At 63.6% G+C, this 23,442-nt stretch carries 12 protein-coding genes; 5 read left to right on the top strand and 7 right to left on the bottom strand.

Translation table 11 applies throughout. The features are described from left to right. The first annotated feature begins 267 nt into the window (after nucleotides 1-267). The 3 genes from A5658_RS20020 (at nucleotide 268) to A5658_RS28935 (ending at nucleotide 5,488) form a co-directional block, all read left to right on the top strand. On the top strand, nucleotides 268-1,941 hold the full coding sequence (locus A5658_RS20020) for a hypothetical protein (protein WP_156751564.1): 1,674 nt from the start codon (nucleotides 268-270) through the stop codon (nucleotides 1,939-1,941). After that, nucleotides 1,934-3,298: a glycosyltransferase gene (locus tag A5658_RS20015; protein ID WP_067339266.1), complete on the top strand. Its 1,365-nt coding sequence runs from the start codon at nucleotides 1,934-1,936 to the stop codon at nucleotides 3,296-3,298. The genes A5658_RS20020 and A5658_RS20015 overlap by 8 nt, the downstream gene beginning before the upstream one ends. A 180-nt stretch (nucleotides 3,299-3,478) precedes the next feature. Beyond that, a complete protein-coding gene (locus A5658_RS28935) occupies nucleotides 3,479-5,488 on the top strand; it encodes a class I SAM-dependent methyltransferase (RefSeq protein ID WP_231997389.1) in 2,010 nt (669 codons plus the stop codon). Here the strand turns inward: A5658_RS28935 and A5658_RS20000 are convergent. The 3 genes from A5658_RS20000 to A5658_RS19990 form a co-directional block, all read right to left on the bottom strand. Next, the gene (locus A5658_RS20000; RefSeq protein WP_255361355.1) at nucleotides 5,485-6,822 is read right to left on the bottom strand and encodes a condensation domain-containing protein; all 1,338 of its coding nucleotides are present in this window, start codon (nucleotides 6,820-6,822) and stop codon (nucleotides 5,485-5,487) included. The genes A5658_RS28935 and A5658_RS20000 overlap by 4 nt on opposite strands. 124 nt (nucleotides 6,823-6,946) lie before the next feature. Next, a complete protein-coding gene (gene pks2, locus A5658_RS19995; protein WP_067339259.1) occupies nucleotides 6,947-13,222 on the bottom strand; it encodes a type I polyketide synthase in 6,276 nt (2,091 codons plus the stop codon). A 262-nt stretch (nucleotides 13,223-13,484) separates the two neighbouring features. Further along, a complete protein-coding gene (locus A5658_RS19990) occupies nucleotides 13,485-15,638 on the bottom strand; it encodes a glycosyltransferase (RefSeq protein ID WP_067339257.1) in 2,154 nt (717 codons plus the stop codon). 474 nt (nucleotides 15,639-16,112) lie between these two features. Between A5658_RS19990 and A5658_RS29220 the strand changes: the two genes are divergently transcribed. Further along, entirely contained in the window at nucleotides 16,113-17,471 is a 1,359-nt protein-coding gene (locus tag A5658_RS29220; RefSeq protein WP_067339255.1) for a PGRS repeat-containing protein, read from the top strand. On the opposite strand, the gene A5658_RS19980 is transcribed toward A5658_RS29220, so the two are convergent. The 3 genes from A5658_RS19980 to glnX are packed head-to-tail and all read right to left on the bottom strand — an operon-like array spanning nucleotide 17,468 to nucleotide 22,019. Continuing rightward, nucleotides 17,468-19,729 (bottom strand): serine/threonine-protein kinase PknG, encoded by a 2,262-nt coding sequence (locus A5658_RS19980; RefSeq protein WP_067339300.1) that lies wholly within the window; start codon nucleotides 19,727-19,729, stop codon nucleotides 17,468-17,470. The genes A5658_RS29220 and A5658_RS19980 overlap by 4 nt on opposite strands. Beyond that, nucleotides 19,729-20,703, bottom strand: coding sequence for a glutamate ABC transporter substrate-binding protein (locus A5658_RS19975; protein WP_067339253.1), 975 nt, complete (start codon nucleotides 20,701-20,703; stop codon nucleotides 19,729-19,731). The genes A5658_RS19980 and A5658_RS19975 overlap by 1 nt, the downstream gene beginning before the upstream one ends. Then, complete coding sequence (gene glnX / locus A5658_RS19970; protein WP_067339251.1) at nucleotides 20,700-22,019, bottom strand: protein kinase G-activating protein GlnX; 1,320 nt, start codon at nucleotides 22,017-22,019, stop codon at nucleotides 20,700-20,702. Before glnX ends, A5658_RS19975 begins: the two co-directional genes overlap by 4 nt. A 162-nt stretch (nucleotides 22,020-22,181) precedes the next feature. Between glnX and A5658_RS19965 the strand changes: the two genes are divergently transcribed. Next, a complete protein-coding gene (locus A5658_RS19965; RefSeq protein ID WP_067339249.1) occupies nucleotides 22,182-22,805 on the top strand; it encodes an NUDIX hydrolase in 624 nt (207 codons plus the stop codon). Here the strand turns inward: A5658_RS19965 and thiE are convergent. Beyond that, nucleotides 22,777-23,436, bottom strand: coding sequence for a thiamine phosphate synthase (gene thiE / locus A5658_RS19960; RefSeq protein WP_197503176.1), 660 nt, complete (start codon nucleotides 23,434-23,436; stop codon nucleotides 22,777-22,779). The two genes, A5658_RS19965 and thiE, sit on opposite strands and share 29 nt — an antisense overlap. Nucleotides 23,437-23,442 lie beyond the last annotated feature (6 nt).

Genomic DNA, 23,442 nt, shown 5'->3' with positions numbered 1-23,442 from the left:
TGAACCGGGTTCTGATCGGCTGATAGGGACGATTGTGGCATGCGATATGACGGGTTGGCCTCAAGTACCAGCTTTGGTTCCTACTCGGTTGCAAGGGCCGGGGTTGAGTGACCTCGCAGTGGGCGAGGTACGTCGATTCCTGCGGCGCCACTCGCGAAGCCACCTGGGCTCGCCGGAGCCACCGAACCGGTGGACCTGTCCAAATGGCCGACCGGTACCCGGCTGACCCGGTAAGTTGTTGGCCGAACTGCTTCACGAGGAAGGCTTATGACCATCGTGGACGGTGCCGGCAAAAACGCTTCGACAGATCAGAGTCCGCCGAAGGTGAGCGCGGCAACGTCACCTCCTAAGCGAGCTGAGCCATTTAGCGAGACACTTTCCTCCGATGCTGTCCCGGAAGATTTTGATGAGTCAGCCTATCTCGCAGCGTTTCCGGACGTCGCGAGATCTATCAAGGACGGAGAATGTCCGTCGGCATTAGACCACTATAAAATTTGTGGTAGCCGCGAGGACCGTCTTACGCACCCTGATTATGAGGCTGTCATTCGCGCCGAAACAGCTGGATTTCCCGAAGCCCGCGTGGATAGGATATACGGTAGCAAAGCCGGTCAATGCCTGGTCTTGGGCTGGGTAAACGACGACGAACAGGACCCCGTCGGACGACTGATGCTGCGGAACGCCCTTGGTTTGCGCGGTTCAACGACGACATTTTACCGGTACCGCCGCAAGGATGTCATAAGCCATCTGAATCTGCCGGAGGACAGAGATCTCGCATTCTTGGCGATTGTAGCGACCGAAAGGCCCGAAAGTATGAGCGCGCCGGTCACCGAAGTGACCCTGTCGGTAGGATCCGAGCGCAAAACATTTAGCTGTCCGATCCTTTCGGTGGCCGATGAAAGATTCATGGAACTTGCTCTTGAGCCTCTGGGGATCCAAACCGTCGGGCATGCTCCCGTGGAAGTTTTTCGCTACCTGGACGCCGGATTAGGACGTTCGCTGATCGCGTTGAATATCGAGATTTCGACGCGGATGGCCCTAGGGGCGCAGACGGTCCAAATTGGCGTGGCGCCGGCTCGCCCAGAAGCATCAGTCATCGTATGTCTGTACGGCAGGCCGGAACTGCTTACGATTCAGTGTGCGCTCTTCTCGAAGTGCCGTGGCATCGAAAACTACGAATTCATCTACGTCTCGAATAGTCCTGAGATGGCAGAGTTGCTGATCAAGGACGCTACTATCGCGAACCGGATCTATGGTATGCCGATCACCCTGATTGTTCTGCCGGGCAACGCGGGTTTTGGCGTCGCCAATAACATTGCGGCCAACGCCGCGCGCAGCGCCCGCCTTCTGATGGTGAATCCGGACATTTTTCCGATGGATCCAGAATGGCCGTCGCAGCATAGCCGGATCGTAAACGATCTGCCCCCAGAGCAAGTTGCGATGTTCGGCGCACCGTTGTATTACGACGACGGGTCGTTGATGCATGGGGGTATGTATTTTGAAGTGGACGTAGAATTCTCTTTTCGGGATCAGCAAGCCACGCGCTGCGAGATGCTCAGAGTGGAACACTACGGCAAGGGAGCGCCGCCGCAGACGAACCCTTTTCTTGTCTCACGTCCGGTTCCAGCCGTGACCGGGGCCTTCATGTCTGTCGAACGCGAGTGGTTCGAGTCGTTGGGGGGGTTCTCGCCGGAATTCATCTACGGACACTACGAGGACGCCGACCTTTGCCTCAAGAGCTTCACCGCCGGTAAGCCGACGTGGCTCCACTACCTGCCGTTCCTGCATTTCGAGGGCAAGGGGTCTGCATACCGTCCAGCTCAAGAAGGCGGACGTCTGGTGAATCGATGGCATTTCAGCAAAGTCTGGGGCGAAATCGTGAAGGAGAGCATCCACGGGCCTGCGTCACAAGCTTTCTCAACTCCGGCGGAGCGAAATGACTGAAACGCAGGGCAATGCCAAAGTCCTCATTGTCAGTTTCCACCATCCCGAATTGATGCGGGGCGGTGCGCAGCAGGTCGCCTATGAACTATTCCAGGGATTGCAGAACGAACCGGGCATCGAACCGGTGCTTCTGGCTTCGGCCGATACGGCGTATCCCGCATTGTATAAATCCGGAGCCTGCATCACTGGCTTCGACCAACGGCCGAACGAATTCCTGTTCCTACCGGCTGAATACGACGGTGCCTGGCACCGGACACACTCAGTACGTCTTGTCGAGGCCTACTGCGAATTTCTTAGGACTATTCGGCCCGATATCGTTCATTTTCATCATTTCTTGACTTATGGCGTTGATTTCCTCAGCTTGACCAGGCAGGTTCTACCCAATGCGCGTCTTGTCTTCACGTTTCACGAATTTGTCAGCATCTGCGAAGCGAACGGACACATGGTGCGACGGAGCGATCAGTCGCTGTGCTCGCAAGCGAGTTCCGTTCGTTGTCATCAGTGCTTTCCCAACCTGTCTCCCGAACACTTCTCGTTGCGGAAGATGTGGTTCATGCGCCACCTGCAGGAAGTGGACGTTTTCACCTGTCCCAGCAGCTTCATGATCGACCGCTATGTAGCGTGGGGAATCGATGCGAGAAAGATCCGTCACGTACCGAACGGTCAATCTGACTGCACCCGCGGTGCAACGCTTCCCGCTTTTGACGGCCCAAAGAACCGCTTCGGCTTCTTTGGGCAGATGGTCGACATAAAAGGTGTTCAAATCATCCTCCGAGCGGCGGCAATCCTTCGGGAGCAGGGCTTCACATACTTCAGGGTTGAGTTGAATGGCGACAACCTCCGCTATGCAACGCAGGCGCTCACAAAGGAAATCGAAGATTTCTTCACCGCAGAGAATGAGCGTCCTTTTGCGGAACGAATCGTGCTAAGCAATGGTCCCTACCAAGTAGACCAACTTGCTAGCCGAATGGCACGCGTTGACTGGTCCATCGTGCCTTCCCTCTGGGAAGAGGCCTTCGGCCTCGTGGTATCGGAGGCATGGGCGTTCCGCCGCCCCGTCATCTGTTCCGATGTCGGGGCTCTGGCCGAGCGGGTAACCGATGACGTTGATGGCATCCATTTTACCCGGGGTGACCCTTACGCCCTGGCCGCAGTCATGCTGAGAGCCTCTACGGAAACCGGCCTTTGGGAGCGCCTTTCCGGCGCGATCCCTGAACCGCCTTCTCTTGCGGCTATGGTTGCAGGATTCCTCGACGTTTATGGCCTAAAACAAAATCCAGAAGGCTCATCGTATCTCGAAACAAAATACCCACTCGGCGATCGTACGCAGAGTACGCCGCTTCAAAAATTTCCGTGATTCCGATACATGGCGAAATGCATATTCGTAAGCCGACGCGAGGGTCCCTCACTGGGATATTCGACACCCTATGATCGCGGCCAGCGGTGTGTATGGCACGGACACCGACGCGATGGCCGCGCCCCCAACGTCGCTACCACCGTCCAGGTCTGAGGTGGCACCCCTGAGGAAAGGCCCCGGATGCTAGCAGCCGGTTTTTCCGCGGCAGAACTCCTGAAGCTGCCGGGAGAGGCCTGCCCCTCCTGGGCGACCTTCGATCCCTCCTGGTATGTGCGCACCTATTCGACCGTGTGTGACTCACTTGGTGAGACCAGCCCAACGGCGCTTCTAAGCTTCTACCTGCAGGTTGGACAGGGGCAAGGGCACTCCCCCAACCGATATTTCGACGAAACTTGGTATCGCATCGCGTACCCAGACGTCGTTCGGGCTGTGCAGGATGCCGAATACCTCTCCGGCTTCGATCACTACTGTCGCCACGGCCACCGGACCTTTTCACCGCATTGGCTCTTCAGCGAACAACATTATCGCGACAAGAATCCCGACCTAACTGACGAGATACTCGACGCGGCCAATGTCGCCAATGGTTATGATCACTTTCTCCGCACGGGTGCGCAGGAATGCCGCATAGCACATCCATTCTTTGACCCCGATATCTACCAGGAAGGACTTGGTCCCGACGCTTCCTGGGCGGGTGTTCCTACAGGGGCTTTCCACCACTTTCTCCATCGTATCGAAAATGGCCGATATGAGGTGCGCACGTCGCAGTACCTTGAACCCGCCTGGTATTTGCTACGATATCCTGAAGTTGCGTCCGCCATCGAGAAGGGTGCCTGGCGCTGCGCATTGCATCATTATCTTGCGAATGATATGCCGACGAAATTTGATCCATCACCACAATTCTCCGAAACACACTATTTGAGTCGGTATCATGACGTTGCGGCAGCCGTGCGACGCGGCGATTATCGGAATGGTTATGCCCACTTCATCGAAATTGGTTCGGCCGAAGGTCGTTTGGCCGAAGCTGCCAGCGAACCGGCTCCCGGCGAATCCGAAACCAGCACTGATAAGCAAGCGCCGGCTCTGCCGATGGAACAGTCCCCGGTAGCATCCAAGGGATCACAAGCCGCAGCTGAAGCCCCAGGAAAGCTTCCAGCGAACGCGCGCGCGTTGGCCGGGCGCAATACCGAGTATCAAGGAACCCTTGACCTGTGCACGGGCGCACGCCTGGCGGGGTGGGGCGTGAAGAACAACGTGCCCGCCGAACTGGACGTGTTGGTCAACGATCGGACAATCGCGAGGATCCGCTGCCAGTCGCCCCGCCCTGACTTAGTGCCACACGGGCTACCGATCAATGCAGGCTTCGAATTCGTCTTCGATGCACCCGTCGACCCGTTCGATGAGATTTCGGTCCGCTTTGCCGGCGGCCCTGAGCTTGCAAATTCCCCGAACGGGCCGCTTCGCAATGAAGCGTCCGGCAGGAAGCCTTGCGCCGTCCCCAGGACCAAGAGCAATGAATTTTTAGGTTATTTGGTTGACCTATGTGGATTGCAGCCAGGTGATGCAGTGCTCGACGTCGGTTGCGGCTCAGGACGGACGGCGCTGCCACTCAGCGGGTACCTGAACCGCCAGGGCCGCTACGCCGGCTTCGATATCGCGAAGGAAGCAATCGCGTGGTGCACGGAGAACATTTCAAAGTCATTCCCCAACTTCGATTTCATAGTCGCAGATGTCCAGAGGAAAAGGTACAACCCTACAGGTAAATACAGGCCGTCAGACTTCCGTTTTCCGTATCCGGACGGGTCGTTCGACGTAGTATTAGTTGTCTCGGAATTCACGCGCATGCTGCCAGCGGATGTGAAGCACTATATGTCTGAGATCGTCCGCGTGTTGAAGCCGGGCGGGCGAAGTCTTATCACCTTCTTCCTGCTCAATGAGGAGTCGTCAGCTCTCAGCGAGGAAGGAAAGGGATCAATCACGTTCGAGCATGAGATGCACGGTGCACGAGTGGCCGACGTCGAAAATCCAGAAGCGGCGATCGCCTACCCGGAAGCCGTCGTCAGGGCTCTGTATGAGGAATGCGGCCTCGAAGTTCGGGAACCGTTGCACTACGGGACGTGGTGCGGCCGAACCAACGGCATGAGCGGGCAGGACGTCGTGATCGCGGTCAAGCCGCGAGCAGGAATCGTCTAACCCAAGGAGGCGCCGGCGACGCGCGCATAAACAGATTTTATTGCCGTTACGTAGCGGGTAATTGAGTCGCGTGCCACTGGATTGTCCGGGAACCGCACCAGTAATTGAGTCTGCTTCTCAAGCCTCATGACGCGAATACTGAAATCGGGCGCGGCCGTGTTGAAGTACTGTCTGAAATTTAACCCTTCCGATTGAGAGTCGAAGATTGCAGAAAGAGGAGGAACGGTGGCATCGAAGTAGAACAGCACGGGAAGGTGGTTTCGTTCATGGAACCTCAACCAGGGCGCCAGCTCCAGCGCGAAGCGAAATGGCACGTGCGCCAATTTTTTAAACGAATCAAAGGACACTTGCGCGGCATTTGCGGTGGCATCGAAGGACGATGCGGTGACCGGGAAGGCGAACGGAACTGGGCCGGTGAACCAACCTACCGTCATGAACTCTGCCGGGGTACGGCGGGTTTCGACAGAAGTAAGTCCGCAATATACTTCTTCGCCGGTCAATTCATATTGCGCTAGCGCGGCACACGCGAACACACCACCGCTGAAACGGGCCCCGGCCGCAAGGCAAGCGGATTCGAATTCTGCTGTTTGCCGCTCGTTCATTAGCTGAAGGCTCACCGAATCAGGGGGAACCAGTTCATCGCCGAGTGGAAGCGGAAAGCGCGGAAGGGTTCCACCATTATATTCGGCGAACTCGGTCCACTGGCGTATCTCCGGGGACTCTAACGTCAGCGCGGAAAGAAACGCACGCTCCCGGACGCAGTAGTCGTGATAGCTGCCCGACTCCGCCAATCGGATGGGTCGTCCGCCGTCCGCCAGGGCGGCATACATCGCGTTGATCTCGGCGAATGCCACGCATATAGATACCGCGTCGAGGTGGAGATGATCAACACACATGAAGAATGTGAAGTGGTCCGAGCGCTGAATAACCAGGAAGCGGAAGCAATCCCACTGCAGTGGATTCGGGATGGCCAGTATGCAGTCTCGCCATTCGGCCGCTGTCACCTTGCCGTGCGCGCTCGGCACAAACTCGATGTCAGTGGGGTCAGAGATAGTGTGCCTCACAATGTGGTCGCCATCCCTGTACTCGAACCAGCTGCGGTAGGTGTCGTGGCGACGAAGGTGGGCATTTATGGCGTACGTCATGGCACGCATATCGCATTGACCGGCTATGTCCCAGGAGCTAACGACTAGTCCTGGTATCTCGCGACCCCGCGCCGCGTTTTCGCGAAAGCTACTAAGGTACTCGGCTTGCATGTAGCAAGGCGGCACTGCAGTCGTCGGTGCTCCTCGGGCTTGGGCGAGTGATACAGGCGACGGGTGCCACGACACCATGGAGCCCGGCGCTGGCGCCGCGCCGTGGATTGACCCCCAAGGCACGTTTCCCAGACGAATCACATTCGCTCCGGCGATTGAGTGCCTCAAGTCTCGGCAGACCTTCGCCATAGGTGACCTGACATCACGACGTTTCCGATAGGACCTGTGCCGTCAATGTGTCGCACAGGTGCTCGGCCAAACCCCGCACGGTGGTGACGTCGGCGGAGTTGATCCGTATTCCCGTCTCGCTCTCGATCCGGTTGCGCAGTTCGACGTTGCCCAGCGAGTCGAGTCCGTACTCGAAGAGCGGACGGTCTGCATCGACGGTGCGGCGCAGAAGCAGGCCCACCTGCTCGGAAACCAGACGCCGAAATCGGCGCGGCCACTCGTCTAGAGGTAGCTCATTCAGCTCCCTGCGTAGTTCGCTTGTGCCGGAACATGTTTGCCCCGCGGATTGGAACGCCTCAGCAAACTGGCTGCGTTGCGCGAGCGCGGTCAACCACGGTGAACCGACGACCGGCGTATAGCCGGCATACCCGCGGGTGTGGCGCAGCAGTGTGCCGAATGCGTGGGCGCCGTCGTCGGGAGTGATCATCTTGGTGTCGCCGCTTTCCGCGAGGGCCGCGGCGCGGCCGGTCCCGGCCCACGGTCCCCATGCGATTGCGGTGGCTTGCAGGCCTTGAGCCCTTCGCCAGTGGGTGAAGGCGTCTAGCCAGCTGTTGGCCGCGACGTAGGCACCCTGGCCCGGCGGCCCCAGGAGGGCGGTTGACGAGGAGAACAAGCAGAACCAGTCCAATGGCAGTCCGGCAGTAGCCTGGTGCAGGTGCCAGGCACCGTAGACCTTGGGCGCCCAGTTGCGATCGATCAGGTCGTCGGTGATGTTTCTTAGGGTGGCGTCCTCGACCACAGCCGCCGCGTGCAGCACACCGCGCAGCGGAAGCCCGTTGGCGGTGGCCAGGGAAACCAACCGAACGGCCATGCCTGGTCGGGCGATGTCGCCGCATTGAACAACGATCTCGGATCCGATCGCCCGTATGCGCTCGATTGTCTTCAGCGCTTTCTGATTGGGCGCCGAGCGCGAATTGAGTACGATCCGCCCGCAGCCGGCCACAGCCATCTTCTCGGCGAAGAATAGCCCTAGGCCACCTAGGCCGCCGGTGATGATGTAGGAACCGTCGCCACGGAAGACTGGAACCAGCTCCGGTGGTAGCGCCACAGTGCTGCTCCCCGCTCGCGGGATGTCGAGGATGAGTTTGCCCGTGTGTTGGGCCGCGCTCATCACCTGAATGGCAGTGGCCGCCTCGGCAAGCGGGTAATGGGTGCTTTGCGGTATCGGCAGCGAGCGGTCGGCGGTCCGCGTGTATACGGTGTCCAACAACTCGCGGACTCGAGCGGGGTGGGTGATCGCTAACAATGCTAAGTCGACGCCGTGAAACGACAGATTGCGTCGGAACGGGAAAAGGCCCAGCTTGCTGTCGCCAGAGATATCGCGCTTTCCGATTTCGACGAACCGTCCGCCCATCGCCAGCAGTTCGATCCCGGCACGGTGCGCGGCGCCAGTCAAGGAGTTGAGCACGATGTCGACGCCATAGCCGTCGGAGTCGCGCCGGATTTGCGCGGCAAAATCGACGCTGCGCGAATCGTAGACATGCTCAATACCCATGTCGTGCAAGAGCGCACGCCGTTGCGGGCTCCCGGCTGTCGCGAAGATCGTCGCTCCTGCGGCACGCGCGATCGCGATCGCCGCCTGTCCCACACCGCCGGTCGCGGAGTGGATCAGTACCATATCGCCGGCCCTGACCCTGGCCAGGTCACGAAGGCCGTACCAGGCGGTGGCGTAGGCAGTTGTCACCGAAGCAGCCTGGGCGTCTGTTAGTCCCGGCGGCAACGTCGCGGCCACGCGCGCGTCACAGGTGACGAACGTGCCCCAGCAACCGTTGGGGGACATGCCCCCGACACGGTCGCCGACCCTGTGGTCGGCGACATCCGGTCCGACCCTGGTCACCACCCCCGCGAAATCGATGCCCAGCTGCGGCGGTTGTCCCTCGAAGCTGGGGCATCTGCCGAACGTGGCCAGGACATCGGCGAAGTTGACGCTGGATGCGCTGACCGCGACCTCGATCTGGCCCGGCCCCGGCGAGACCCGGTCGAACGCGACAGACTCCATCGTTTGCAGGTCACCGGGGGCGCGAATCTGGAGGCGCATGCCGTCGCGCTCGTGGTCGACGATGGTGGTTCGTCGCTCCTCCGGGCGCAGCGGGTTGGGACACAGGCGCGCGGTGAACCACCCGTCGTGTCGCCAGGCGGTCTCGTCCTCGTTTGAGCCGGCGAGCAGTTGGCGCGCCACCAGCGCGACGTCAGTTTGCTCCTCGATGTCGATCTGCGTTGGGCGCAGCTGCGGATGCTCAGCGCCGATCACCCGCAGTAGGCCGCGCAGTCCGCCCTGTTCGAGATTGACGACATCATCGTCGAGCACCGCCTGCGCGTTCATCGTCACGACGTATAGCCGCGGCAATTCGCCCGCAATTTCGGGCAGCTCGCGGACAAGGCGCACGATATGCCAGACGCTTTCGGCGCCGCAGACGGCGCTCTCTTCATCCCGGCTGCTGATATGCGGCTCCGTGAACACGACGACACCGGTGAACCCGCCGGCACCAAGCTGACCGCGCAGCCGCTCGGCATTGGCCACTGGGTCGCCATGCTGCGGCCAGCACATGACCGTGCATTGCGCGCCATGGAGCTTCAACGCGTCCGCCACTTCAGTGGCCACCACATCGGGATCGGCGAAAGCGCTTACCAGCAGCCAGGTTTGGGCTTCGGCACGGCGCACCTCCGGCAGCTCTCGCGGTTGCCATTCGATCGTCAGCAGCCGCTCACTGAGCACACGATCACGGCTTGCGTGCTCGGTGGCGCCGGCTCCCAGTTGCAACCCACGCACGGCAAGCAGCACCATGCCGTGCTCGTCGAGTACATCCAGATTGGCTACGACCCCGGCAGCGTCGCCATTGGTAATCGTCGTGTGGCAATAGCGGGCGTTGCGGGTAGGCGCGTATGCGCGTATGCGCCGTACGCCCAATGGCAGCAACAGATCCCGGCTGCTTTGGGCGGCAGGGTGGGCGTAAGCGGACTGGAAACAGGCATCCAGCAGGGCGGGATGAATCCCATAGCCGCTCTGTTGCGAGCGAATCGAACCAGGCAGCGCGATGTCGGCCAGTATCGTGCTCACCGCGCTGTCGGCAGCGTGCGCGGCCGTCACACCGGTGAAAACAGGCCCATGGTGAACACCATGGTCGTCGAACCACTGTCGGAGTTCGGCCCAGTCCAACTCGAACGAATACGTTGCCAGCAGATCGGCCATGTCGTAATGCGGAGGCTGGTCCTGAGCGTCTCCCGCATGCAGCACGGCCGCGGCGCGCTGAATCCGCTGGCCTTCCTGGACGGTCTCCACGACGAAGTCGGCGACGCCCGGCGATGTCACCAACCCCTGAGCGAACACCGGTGTCTTGTCGGCGAGTAGCAGCATCTGTTCGAAGCGGATATCGCGGACCTCGGATCCTTCGCCGAGGACGGTGCGGGCGGCGGCCAATGCCATCTCACAGTAGGCGGCCCCCGGAAACGCGGCGACATCGTGGATCCGGTGATCGTCCAGCCAGGGCAGCGTCGCGATGCCCACATCGGAATGCCAGGCGTGGCGCTCCGGCTCCTCGGGCAGCGGTACATGCGCGCCCAACAAAGGTTGCGCTGCAACGGTGTTCGCCTGATGCGCTCGGCGATCCGCGACGAGAAGCAGGCGACGGTGCGTCCATGCCGGCAGCGGTGCGTCCACCAGCCGCCCACCGGGATACAGCGCCGAGAAGTCCACCGCGGCGCCCACATTGTGCAAATCCGCTAGCAGGCCACGCATCCCGTGCGGCAGCGGTTGCTCGCGCCGCATGCCGGCCAACACGGCGACCGGCATCTCGAGGCTGGCGGCGGTCTGCTCGACGGCGCGGGTGAGTAGTGGGTGTGGTGCCAGCTCGGCGAATACCCGGTGCCCGTCCTCCATTGCCGCCTGCATCGCCGCGCCGAATCGCACTGTGTGACGCAGATTCTCTACCCAATAGGCGGCGTCGCAGACCGGCCGATCAGATTGGTCAAACAGGGTTGCGGAGTAGAACGGGAGCTGCGGTGCCATAGGTGCGACCTCCGCCAACACCGCGGAAAGCTCGTCGAGGATCGGGTCGACCTGCGGACAGTGCGATGCGACGTCGACGGCGACCTCGCGAGCCATCACCTCCCGCTGCTCCCACGCTGCGACGAGGTCGCGAACCGTCTGGGCGGCACCGCCGATCACCGTGGACTGTGGCGACGCCACCACCGAGACCACGACATCGGTGACGCCGCGAGCCTCCAATTCCGCACGCACCTGCCGAGCCGGCAGATCCACCGACGCCATCGCGCCCGAACCGGCAAGTCGCGACAATAGGCGGGAGCGGCGACAAATCACGCGCACGCCGTCTTCGAGCGACAATGCTCCCGCGACGACGGCCGCCGCGACCTCCCCCATGGAATGCCCCACGACGGCACCCGGGGTAACCCCGTAAGACTTCATCGTGTCCGCCAGCGCCACCTGCATGGCGAACAAGGTCGGCTGCACCCGGTCAAGACCGGTCACGGTCTGCGCCGCCGCCATCGCCTCCGTCACCGAGAAGCCGGACTCGGCGGCAATCAGCGGTTCCACCACCGCGACGGTGGTGGCGAACACCGGTTCGTTGGCGAGCAGGTCGGCGCCCATCGCCTCCCACTGCGATCCCTGCCCCGAGAACACCCACACCGGACCACGGTCGTCCTGCCCCACCGCGTCCTGATACGGGACATCCCCCTCGGCGACCTGACGCAAACCATCAAGCAACTCGCCCCGATCAGCGGCGATGACCGCCGCGCGCACCGGCCGATGGGCACGGCGGCGCGCCAGCGTATAAGCCAGATCCGGCAGCACAATGGAGTCTTCGTGTTCTTGCACCCAATCGTCGAGCCGGCGCGCGGTGCGGCGCAGCCCGTCGGCGGAGGTCGATGACAGCGCAAACAACATTGGGGAGGGCAAACCGGATCCGGCCGCCCCGCCATTCGAGATCGTGGAATGTGGAGGTTGCTCCAAAATGGCGTGCACATTCGTTCCCGACATTCCGAACGACGACACCGCCGCCCGCCGGGGCACTTGGTTATCATCGGACGGCCACGACGTGATTTCCTGCGGAACAAAGAGATTCGTCTCGATCTGGGCAAGATCATCAGGCAGGCGGCTGAAATGCGCCATCGGCGGTACCACACCATGCCGCACCGCAAGGATCGCCTTCATCAACCCCACCGCGCCTGCCGCGGACTCAGTATGTCCGAGATTGCTTTTGACGGATCCGATCGCACACGGTGGCCCGTGGGTGCCGTAAATCGCTGCGAGGCTGCGGAATTCGATCGGGTCGCCAACCGGGGTACCGGTGCCGTGCGCCTCAACCATGCCGACGGTGCCGGCGCCCACACCGGCGGCACCTAACGCGGCCCGATACACCTCCATCTGCGCATCCAACGACGGTGTCAAGATATTCCCGGTGCGACCGTCCTGGTTGGCGGCCGTGCCACGCAATACGGCCAGGATCCGGTCACCGTCGGAGAGCGCAAGTGCCAATTGCTTGAGAAGCACCACGACACATCCCTCGGAACGTACCCACCCGTCGGCGGCGACGTCGAACGTCCGGCACCGTCCGGTAGGCGAGAGCATCCCCAGCCCGGAAGCGGACGCAAACGCGCGCGGTTCCAGTAACACCGAGCAGCCGCCTGCCAGGGCAAGGTCGCACTCGCCGTCCTGCAGACTGCGACAAGCCAGGTGCACGGCAAGCAGTCCTGAAGAGCACGAGGTGTCGAAAGTGACCGCGGGACCTCGCAGCCCCATTGCCCAGGCGACCCGCCCAGACGCCATGTTGAACGGGGTGCCGGTGAACGCGTATGCGTCGCCCAGCGCACCGGCGTCGCCGGTAACGAATGCGTAGTCGTCGTGGGCTAGCCCCACGAACACACCTGTCTGGGAGCCGGCCAACGATTTTGGCGCCAGACCGGCGTGTTCCACTGCCTCCCAAGAAGTTTCCAGCAACAAGCGGTGCTGCGGGTCGATCGCGGTTGCCTCCCGCTCGCCGATCCCGAAGAACTCGAAATCGAAGCCCGCTATATCGTCGAGGAACCCGCCCCATCGCGACACCGTCCGACCCCGCACACCCGGCTCGGGGTCGTAGTACTCGTCAGCGTCCCAGCGGTCAGCGGGAATCTCGGTGATCAGGTCGTCGCCGCGCAGCAGCGCCTCCCACAACAGGTCGGGCGAATCGATCCCGCCGGGAAGCCGGCACGCCATGCCGATCACAGCAATTGGATTCATACGCGCGTTGCTCATGGCCGGATACCTGCCATTCCGCTGAGATGCCCGGGCAGAAGACACCACGCCGTCGCGTTGAGCGACCCTTGACCTACCAACCGAAAACCACGCCAATCACGAATTCAGGAAAGCAATTTCCTTTATATCTGACTTTCCGGACTTGCGTACCCGGTTTCGGACCTCCTCGGAACGCACAACATCCGCATCCTTGGCGTACTCGCGTGGAATCGAGTCCAGATCGGCCTGCGCTACGCGCAGCGAATCCTCGTGCACGCCTTCACTATTGGCGCTGACTTGAGATGCAGAGCACTTCGTCGAGGCTGGCGGTTCGCAGTCCAGTGCTGTCCTGCACGCCGAGGGCCCGATCCAGGCGTGTGGTGTCGAACATGGCTGGGCCGACGGTCATTGCTTCGGTGAGCAGGTAGCGGCCGGCGTCGGGTGTCCGGCGCACCTCCTCCTCGGCGGCGCTGGCGCCGCTGAGCTTGACCGCATCGGCGAGGTTGATGCCCACCTGAAACACCTGGGGTTCGGCATCGAGCACCGCAGTGAGGCGGGTGATATAGCGCTCGGGGGTGAAGAATCGCCAGCCTTCGCCGAGGTGCAGCCAGAAGCGCCCGTTGATCTGGACATGGAGCTTTGCCAGTTGGGCGGCGGGGTTGTCGCCGGGATCGGCATTGGCGAATTCGAGGAACCCATAGCGCTGTTGCAGGAGCTCGCGGTCGGGCGCGGATAGGCCGGCGTCGAGAATCAGGAAGCGCCCGACCCATGACACATCGAGGCAGCAGTTCAGGAACGAGTTCAGGGTGTTTTCGGTGCTCTGCCGGTTCGGTCCGGCGGCCAGGGTGACGGTGACTTCGGCCGTGCCGAGACTGGTGGTCAGGGACTGCACCAGGGTTCCGGGATAGGGTGCGGCCGCTTCGATCATGGCCGGCACCGAGAAGTCCCGGTTGACGGCAATGCGTTGTCGATCAGGCTCGGGGAGGTCGGAGCGGGCCAGCAGGCCCCGGCACAGCGTGAACGCCTCGGCGTGCTTACCGATCCAGAACGCGCACGTCGCCTGCTCATCGGTCGCGCGCCACGCATAGATCTCTGCGAAGTATCCGAGGACAAAGAGGTCCTCCTCGGGAAAGGGGATCTCGGCGGCGCGCTGGGCAAAGTCGTACCCGGGCCAGTAGCGCTGTTCACCGCGATACCGAAAGGCGATGGCGTACAACGCCTCCGCGCGGGTCGGTCGAAACTGCCAGGCCTTAAGGTAGGCGGCCTGGACATCCGGCCAGCGTTCACCGAGTTCCGCCATCGACGCCGCAAGCCGGTACAGCGCCCAGTAGACCTCCTCGTCGCAGCCTCCCATCTCGGCTCGCCGCGCATACCACTGACACGCGTTCACGAAATCGTCTAGTTGGAAGCAGATTTCGGCCAGGAAGAAGACCGATCGTGCATCATCGGGGTCGCGCTCGACGTTGGCCAGCCACGAATCGCGGTCGGGCGCGAGCTTATGCCTGAACAGTTGGCGCTCGCGGAGTAGAAGTTCTGCGCTGTCGAGGTGCACCTCGATGCCCGAGGCATCGTGCGCAGCGGTGTCGTGCGTGGCGCCGTTGAGGTCTGCGAGCGCGCGGTCGAGGATGGCGGACTGGTCGCGAGCGGCGAAGGCCTGATAGCCCCGCTCGGCGAGTTCGCGTCGCCCGCCCTCGTCGTCGACGAGCTCCACGCAGCGATCGACCAGCTCGTCGTAGTCCGCGAACGCGATGCCCGACGCCAGGTCACCCTCCAATGTCGGATCGGCACCGCGCTCGGAGACCACCGCGCGCTTGTTGGCGAGCAGATACGAAACACGCACGATCTCAAAGATTTTCGCTTCCCAGTAGTGCAGATTCAGTACGATTTTCGAGCGCGCGATCCAGGCATCGCGGGCCGCGCCGTAGACGCCCGATAACCATTTGACGCGAAGGCCTCGGTCGCATAGGTCCCTGAGAACGGCGTAGCGGCGCTCGTAGGATGCGCCGTAGAAAAGTACGTCGATATCCTCGGCCGCGGCCGGGGCGATCCGGGTCAACTCGGGGACGTATGCAATCGGAACGTGGGCGGGCCGGGGCAGTCCCAGACCAGCGAGGTACTCGATGTTGGCTTGGCTGTAATCCCATGTCGGGTAACGCCGGAAAAGGTCAGAGAACGCCGGCAACGTCATCGACGGCAGGTCGTCACCCAACTGCTCGAGGTTGTAGAAGATCGGGCTTTTCGGCGGTTTCAAGCCGTGTCGGACGAGGACGTTTCCGCCCAAGACAATCGTGCGGCGGTCGTCGAGGTCGAGGCGGTTGGTCAGCACCGAGTCATGGCCAAGCGCAAGAAGGCCGTGATGCAGTGCCTCCGCAACTTCCTGAAATGCCTTGCTGTGCGGGAAATTCGGGGGCGACGCAATCGCGACGGCGAATTGCATGCGTGCAGAGTACAGCAAGAAGTGAGTTGTTCCCGACTGTCGGGAACGTGGCGGAAACCCATCGCACGTCTGCCGGCGTGGGGATCGAACTCCGTCGCCTTCAGATTCTGGTGACGCGGATCTCGCTAAGTGTCTTCTGAACCAGGGATGCCACGTTCTGCGCGTGCGTCCGAGCCTTGAAATGTTGGGAATCGCCCAACTCCGGCGCACCCTTGCCCGCTGTTGTTGTCAACCCACCGCAGTTACCTGACATGTGTCCCTGGGTTAGAACCCCTCTGACCTGGCACAACTTCCGGTAAATCCGGAATATCGGAAAATCATTCCGGTTTCTGGCCGATTTCTCTTCCATGTTGGGCATCGAAGGTTTACCTTAATGACACCTAAGAGGATCTCAGAAATATAGCTAGAAGATCTAAGTCGGCGCTTAAGGAAGCACAAGAACCCCATAGGAACTTCAGGGGAAGGCAAACTCCGATGGCAGGTCGGCATTCCAAGAAGCGAGCCAAGCAGCCGCGTAACGAAGCCACACGCCGCAACGTTCGGTTTATCACCCTTAGCAGTGCGGCCAGCACGTTCTTCACCCTCAGTCTGTCGCCGCTGGCTGCCACCCCGGTGGCCAGGGCTGACGGCGAAGACATCATCATCGATCAGATCATCAACTCCCTCTCCGCCATTGATCCGACGCTGGCTTTGGACCTGAGCAGTTGGCTCGACAGCCTCGATGCGGCATTGCAGGGTGCGGCGAATTTCGACCCGTCGAGTTTCGCCGACGCCTTTGATCCGTCGGCTTTGGCGGGCGTCTTCGACCCGTCGAATGTGGCCGGCGCCATCGACCCGTCGGGCATCTTCGACCCGTCCACTTTGTCCGGAGCGTTGGACCCGTCGGGCGTCTTCGACCCGTCGAGCGCGCTGGGCACAACACCCGAAATCGACCCGGGATTGTCAGCGGTCTCCGTCGATCCGGCCGCTCTGCCCGCTGCCGACCCGGCATCGTCGAACTCCCTTGCCGGGCTCTGGGACCAATGGTTGTACGAACCAGGTCACCAGTTTGATCAGGACTGGATCCACGGCACGACTTTCCTGGGCCAGCTCACGGTCCAGTGGGATAACGCGCTCAACACCTTCTGGCACGACATCGGTGGCCAGGGCATTCTGATCGGCAACGGGGTCGACGGCACCATGGCTGACCCCAACGGCGGCGCCGGCGGTTTGTGGTTCGGCGACGGTGGTGACGGCTGGACCAGCACGGTGGCCGGTGAATCCGGCGGTGCGGGCGGCATCGCCTACCTCGGCAACGGCGGCGAGGGCGGCGCCGGCTTCGAAGGAAGCGCCGGCGGTGCCGGTGGCGACAGCTTCTACGGCATAGCCGGCAACGGCGGCCAGGGCGGCGATGGCGTCACGCTCGGCACCGACGGCGGCAACGGCGGCGCCGGTGGCACCGCGGACGGCTGGTTGTTCGGCAACGGCGGCGATGGCGGCCAGGGCGGCATCGGCGCTCCCGGCGAGCCTGGAACTCCCGGCACCCTGCCGGGAGAGATGGGCGGCACCGGTGGCAGCGGCGGGACGGGCGGCGACGGCGGTGCCGGCGGCAACGGCGCATTACTGTTCGGCGATGGTGGCGGCGGTGGCAACGGCGGTGCTGGCGGTCCCGGCGGTCCCGGCGGCGCCGGAGGCCCCGGCTTAGGCCCCGGTGGGTTCGGCGGCCCCGGCGGGTACGGCGGGTACGGCGGCCAGGCAGGCTTCGGGGGCCTTTTCGGCCACAATGGGATGCCCGGGCTGAACGGCCCAACCGGTCCGACTGGCCCCAACGGCCCGACCGGCCCCTCCGGTTAGAACGTGCTTGTGGGCCGGACGCGGTTGGCCATGTCGATGAGCTTGTAGCGATGCGCCTGCGTGGGCGCCGCGCGGGCCAGCCCACGCAGCGAGGCCTCGACACCGAGCCGCAGACCGTGGTCGGTGAATGGAAAGCCGAGGATGTGGTTGGTGCTGGCCTCGTGATCGCCCAGCCAGTCCAGCGCGCTGCCTAACACCAGCGCGCGGATCTGCAACACCCGCGGCTCGGTCGGCGGCAGCGCCTCGACTCGTCGCGCCGCGTCGCGGATCTGCTCCTCGGTGATGTCAGTGGCCGAACGCCCGGACAGGAGCGTCACCGCACTGGTCAACCGCGCGGTGGTGAAATACCTTGACGTGGCCGGGACTTCGTCGAGCGTGCGTACTGCCCCGCCGCGATCGCCTTCGACCGACTGGGCCCTGGCCAACCCGAAGGCGGCTGAGATCACCCCGTCGTCGGTCTTCCACACCGCTTCGTAGTACTTGTGTTCGTCTGCGCTGCCGGCCAATTCGGCCGTCGCGGCCAGCGCCATCTTCGGCGCGAGCTCGCCGGGGAAGGTGTCCAGCACCTCGCTGAAGTGCTTGCTCGCGGAATCGTAGTCGCCGGTGAGCAATTCGGAGACGGCGCGATACCACACCAGCCGCCAGCGCCAGCCGACCCGCTCGGCCAGGTCGTCGAGTTTGCGGGTGGCCTTGGCGACGTCGCCGAGGTCGAGCAGGGCCCGCACCTCCATCAACGGCAGCTCGACCGAGTCGGATAGGTCGATTTCGTCGGTGTCCATCGCGCCGTGGCGAAATGCCCGCAGCGAATCCAGCGTCTGCACCGGCTGCGACAGCACCGTCGCCTGCAGCAGCGGCGCGGCCACGTCGGCCGGGTCCACCAGCGGCACCTGCAGCGCGGTGACGATCTCCTTGGCGGTCAGCTTTTCCGAGTGCACATGGCCGTCGAGATAGACGTCGGTGTGCGCGACCAACAGAGATTCGCCGAAGGTCGCGCGACTGCGCGAAAAGATGGTGGACAGGCCCGGTCGCCGCACACCGGTGTCTCGCGCAACCACCTCTCGCAGCACACCGGAGAGCTGTCCCGACATCTCCTCGGCGCTGGCGAACCGTCGGCTCGGGTCCGGATCGATTGCGCGGCGCAACAATCGGCCGAACGAGTCGTACTTGGCGAGCACCGGATCGTCCTCGGGCAGCCCGTCGACGTAACGGCCGCCACGGGCCCGCAGCTTCAGCGTCAGGGCGGCCAACGTGCGCCCGACCGTGTAGATGTCGGTGGCCACCGTCGGGCCGGTCCGCACGATCTCCGGTGCCTGGTAGCCCGGTGTGCCGTACAGATAGCCGAACGAGTTGATCCGCGACACCGCCCCGAGGTCGATCAGCTTCAACTGCTCCTCGGTGAGCATGATGTTCTCCGGCTTGAGGTCGTTGTAGACCAGACCGATCGAATGCAGATAGCTCAGCGCCGGAAGGATTTCCAGCACAAAGGCGATCGCTTCGGCGACGGGCAGCTTGTCACCCGTGCGACGCTTGAGCGACTGCCCACCGACATACTCCATGACGATGTAGCCGACAGGCTCACCGTGCTGATCGGTGTGCTCGACGAAGTTGAAGATCTGCACGATCGAGGGGTGGACCACCTCGGCGAGGAATCGCCGCTCGGCCATGGCGATCGCCTGCGCTTCGGCGTCACCGGAATGGACCAGACCTTTGAGCACCACCGGGCGGTCGTTGACGTTTCGGTCCAGGGCCAGGTACACCCAGCCCAGCCCGCCGTGCGCGATGCAACCCTTGATCTCGTACTGGCCGGCCACCACGTCGCCCGGATTGAGCTGGGGCAGAAACGAATACGGACTACCGCAATAGGGGCAATCGCCCTCGGACGGTGCTTTTTCTGCCTTCGCATCTTTGTTGCTGGATCGGCCTACCGGCCGCCCACAGTTCCAGCAGAACCGCTTCGACTCCGGCACCACCGGATTCGGCATCAACGCTTCGAGAGGATCGATGTCCGGCACGCGTGGAATCTCGACCAGCCCGCCGCCCAGCCGACGAACCGGGGCCCGCGTCGCCGGTTTCGACCGATCCGTTGGCGTGGTGTCGCCGATATGGATCAGGAAGTCGTCGTCATCGTCGTCGAAGTCGGGCCGGAAGATCGCCTGGGTGGCGATCGGACGGCTCTGCGACGACGAGTCCACCATCGAGTCGGCGGGCTGGGTACCCGGACCGAGGTCGTCCGGGTCCTGAATATCCGGATCGGCCATCAGTCCACGTACCTCGGACTGGGTGGCGCCGGCGCGGGGCCGAGCACGGTCAACCACTTGCGGTACAACGTATTCCACGTGCCGTCGCGACGAAGTCGCTCCAGGGTGCCGTTGACGAACCGCACCAGCCCGGTGTTGCCCAACTGGACCCCGATGCCGTAGGGCTGTGTGTCCATGTTGGGCCCGACGATATGCAGATAGGGATCCTGCGAAACCAGGCCGGCCAGAATCGAGTCGTCGGTGCTGACCGCGTCGACCTGTCGCTGCTGCAAGGTAACCAGGCAGTCGGCCCAGTTCACCACCTCGACCACGATGGGCGGCGGCGTGATCTCGCGGATCCGCTGCAGCGACGTGGTGCCCTTGGCCACGCACACCCGCTTACCGGAGAGATCCGCCGGCTTGGCGATCGGGGAGTCGCGGGGGGCCAGAATGCGTTGCGCGGCATCGAGATACACCGTGGAGAAGTTGACCAGCTTGCGCCGGTCGCAGGTGATCGTCATCGTCTTGACGACGGCGTCGACCTCGCCCTTCTGCAGGGCGGTGATCCGCTCGGCCGACGAGAGAATCCGGTACTCCACTTGCGACGGGTTGCCGAAAATGTCGCGGGCCACCTCGCCGGCGATGTCGACGTCGAAGCCGACGATCTCGCCGGTGATCGGGTCGCGAAAGCTGAACAGGTTGCTGCCGATGTCCAGGCCCACGATCAGGCGGCCGCGCGCGCGGATATTGGCCACCGCGGCGTCGGCGTCGGCCGGGTTGTCGAACGGGCGCAGGCTAGCCGTCGGATTGCAGTCGTCGGCGGTCTTGTCCGCGGGCAGCGGCGGCTCTGGCGGCATCTCCTGCATGCCGGCCGGAGTGGGCGGCGGCAACGTCGGCGCCGGCGCGACCACCATCGAACCCGACTCGGTGCAGCCGGCCAGCACCGTCGCCGCCGTCACGGCGACGCACAGCATCCTGATCGGCCGCCACATCATCGGTACTCCATCAATCGCGGCCACAGGCCGAGAGCGACCGCGACGGCCGCGCCCAGGCTCAGCACGATGCCACCGACCGTCGCGCCGGCCAGACCCTGTCGCGCGTTGAGCACGTCGTCGCGCAACTCGTGACGGCTCTGCTCCATCGCCTTGACCAACGCGCGGTCGAGTTTGTCGAAGGCGGGCGTGGAGTCGTCCTCCCCGCTACCCAGTGCGACCTGGGTGGCGGCGCGGTAATTACCGACCGAGATGTAGGCGTTGATCCGGTCATCGGCCCGGCGCCACTGATTCAGCAGTTTGTCGGCGCCCTGCAAATCGTTCTTGTCGACGGCGTCGCGTCGGCTGAGGTATTCGTCGAGTTGTCTGTGCATGGCATCGATGCGTTCGTAGAAGGACTGTTTACGGACCTCTTCGTCCCCGCGCCGAATCAGGGACAAGGTCTCGTCAGCACGTGCCTGCTGTGCACTGATGGACAGATTGGTGATCGTCTTCAGTGACTCTGCCGCAGTGTTTTTGGCGCTGCGACTGCCGCTGGTGGAGATCGCGAGCGCGGTGCCCACCCACACCACCATAACGAGAATTGCCAGCGCACCGGCGACCAGGCCGGGATTGATCCGCCGCTTGGTGCGCCGCGCGAGCCAGCGATGCGAGAACGCACCGAAGATCGCGGTGGTGAGCACGACCAGGATCACCGGCGCGGGGACTTGAGTCGACGCGGTGGTCTCGGTGTCCACCCGCTCGGAGGTCTGGCTATACAGCCGCGCCGCGTCCGGCAGGATCGTCGACTGCATCAGCGTGGACGCCTCGGACAGATACGACGAACCGACGGGGTTGCCGGCACGGTTGTTGGTCCGCGCGATCTCGATCAACCCGGTGTAGACCGCCAACTCGGCGTTCACCCGGCCGAGCAACTGGACCAGCGGCTCGTCGGTCAGACCGCTCGACGCCCTGGTCACTGCGACCGCCGCATCGGTGATCGCCTGCTCGTAGCGCTGGCGGACGGTCCGCGGCTCGGCCTGGGCGATGAATGCGGTTGCGGCGGCCGCGTCGGCCACCGACAGCGTGGTGTAGAGCCGCCCGGCCGCGAACGCCAGCGGCTCGGTGTGGCTGAGCACGGTTGTCAGCGCGTGCTGGCGCTGGTTGATGGTCGTCGAGGTGGCGAATGCGGTGAGCCCGCCGAGGATGGCCAGCACCAGACCGATCGACAGGATCCGGCCCGGCGTGGTCGCCACGAACCACCAGCGGGGGTGGGCCGGTTCGATCGGCGACCGCGAACCAAGCGGCTCAGTCGACGGGTGCGCCAACTCAACGGTCACGTGTGTTCGGACCTCATCTTTCAGCCGTGCGTGTCGCGAACTGTATTAAGTGAAGTCTAAGAGTGTTTTGCTGAGATGCGGGGACCTGCCTACTCAGATTTCCCGACTCGTTACCGGTCCGCGACACAGGCAACGCGATTCATGCGTGCTTAACATGAACGCGTGCGCGGCGACGGTGACGGATGGGTGGTGTCTGACACCGGTAGCCCACATTGGGGCCGATTCGGCGCGGCGGGTCTGCTGCTGCGAGCCCCGCAACGGGATGGTTCACCTGCGGTGTTGTTGCAGCACCGCGCGCCGTGGAGCCATCAAGGCGGGACGTGGGGGCTGCCGGGCGGTGCCCGCGACAGCCACGAGAGCCCCGAAGAGGCCGCCGTCCGGGAGGCTCAGGAAGAAGCCGGCCTGATCAGCCGGTTCGTGTCGGTGCGGGCGAGCGTGATCACCGCGACGGCGAGTGGCACCGACTGGACCTACACCACCGTCGTCGCCGACGCCGCCCAACAGCTACCGACGGTGGCCAACTTCGAGAGCGCGGAGATGCGCTGGGTCGGCGAGGACCAGGTCGACCAGCTGCCACTGCATCCCGGGTTTGCCGCCAGCTGGCAGCGGCTGCGCACGGTTCCCGAGGTCTTGCCGCTGAGCCACGACGACCAGTTGCGGGCCAGCTTGCCGCGCACGATCGAGATCGAGGAAGGCGTCTTCGTGTGGTGCACGGCGGGCGATCCCGATCAGCGACCGTCGCAGCTGAGCTCGCGGATCAGTTCACTGCTGCAAGTGCCGAACTGAGCCGTTGTGCCGCGGCCCGCGGGTCCTCGGCGGCGGTGATCGCCCGGACGACGACGATGCGCCTGGCGCCCGCGTCCAGTACGTCCGGCAACCGCGCCGCGTCGATGCCGCCGATCGCGAACCACGGCTTGTCGCTCGCCATTTCTGCCGTCGAGCGGACCAGCGGCAGCCCGGCCGCCGGGCGTCCGGGTTTGGTGGGCGTCGGCCAGCACGGTCCGACGCAGAAATAGTCGACGGCCTCGGCGACCGCGGCGGCGACCTGCGCGGCGTCGTGAGTGGACCGACCGATTAGCGGCTCGGGCCCGACGATGTCGCGTGCGACGGTCAGCGGGAGGTCGTCTTGGCCCAGGTGCAGGACGTCGGCGCCGGCGGCCCGGGCGATGTCGGCGCGGTCGTTGACCGCCAAAAGGGCGCCGTGTCGGCGCGCGGCGTCGGCGAGCACCTCCAGCGCCGCCAACTCGTCGCGGGCCTCCAGTGCGCCCAGCCGCTGCTCGCCGGCCGACCCTTTGTCGCGTAGCTGGATGATGTCGACCCCGCCGGCGAGCGCGGCATCAGCGAATTCGGCCAGGTCACCGGTGTCGCGCCGGGCGTCGGTGCAAAGGTACAGCCGGGCGCTGGCGAGTCGTTGGATGGGTGC

The sequence above is a fragment of the Mycobacterium sp. 1245111.1 genome (assembly GCF_001673405.1).
Lineage (GTDB): Bacteria > Actinomycetota > Actinomycetes > Mycobacteriales > Mycobacteriaceae > Mycobacterium.
The sequence above is the reverse complement of the archived record's forward strand: the minus strand, read 5'-3'. Positions and strand labels throughout refer to the sequence as shown.

Bases quoted from the DNA above. Each gene is read 5' to 3' on its own strand.
- A5658_RS19975 (WP_067339253.1), bottom strand. From the start codon at position 20,703: ATGATGTGGCGGCCGATCAGGATGCTGTGCGTCGCCGTGACGGCGGCG.
- A5658_RS20015 (WP_067339266.1), top strand. From the start codon at position 1,934: ATGACTGAAACGCAGGGCAATGCCAAAGTCCTCATTGTCAGTTTCCAC.
- A5658_RS20000 (WP_255361355.1), bottom strand. From the start codon at position 6,822: ATGGTGTCGTGGCACCCGTCGCCTGTATCACTCGCCCAAGCCCGAGGA.
- pks2 (WP_067339259.1), bottom strand. From the start codon at position 13,222: ATGAGCAACGCGCGTATGAATCCAATTGCTGTGATCGGCATGGCGTGC.
- A5658_RS28935 (WP_231997389.1), top strand. From the start codon at position 3,479: ATGCTAGCAGCCGGTTTTTCCGCGGCAGAACTCCTGAAGCTGCCGGGA.
- A5658_RS20020 (WP_156751564.1), top strand. From the start codon at position 268: ATGACCATCGTGGACGGTGCCGGCAAAAACGCTTCGACAGATCAGAGT.
- A5658_RS19990 (WP_067339257.1), bottom strand. From the start codon at position 15,638: ATGCAATTCGCCGTCGCGATTGCGTCGCCCCCGAATTTCCCGCACAGC.
- A5658_RS29220 (WP_067339255.1), top strand. From the start codon at position 16,113: ATGGCAGGTCGGCATTCCAAGAAGCGAGCCAAGCAGCCGCGTAACGAA.
- A5658_RS19980 (WP_067339300.1), bottom strand. From the start codon at position 19,729: ATGGCCGATCCGGATATTCAGGACCCGGACGACCTCGGTCCGGGTACC.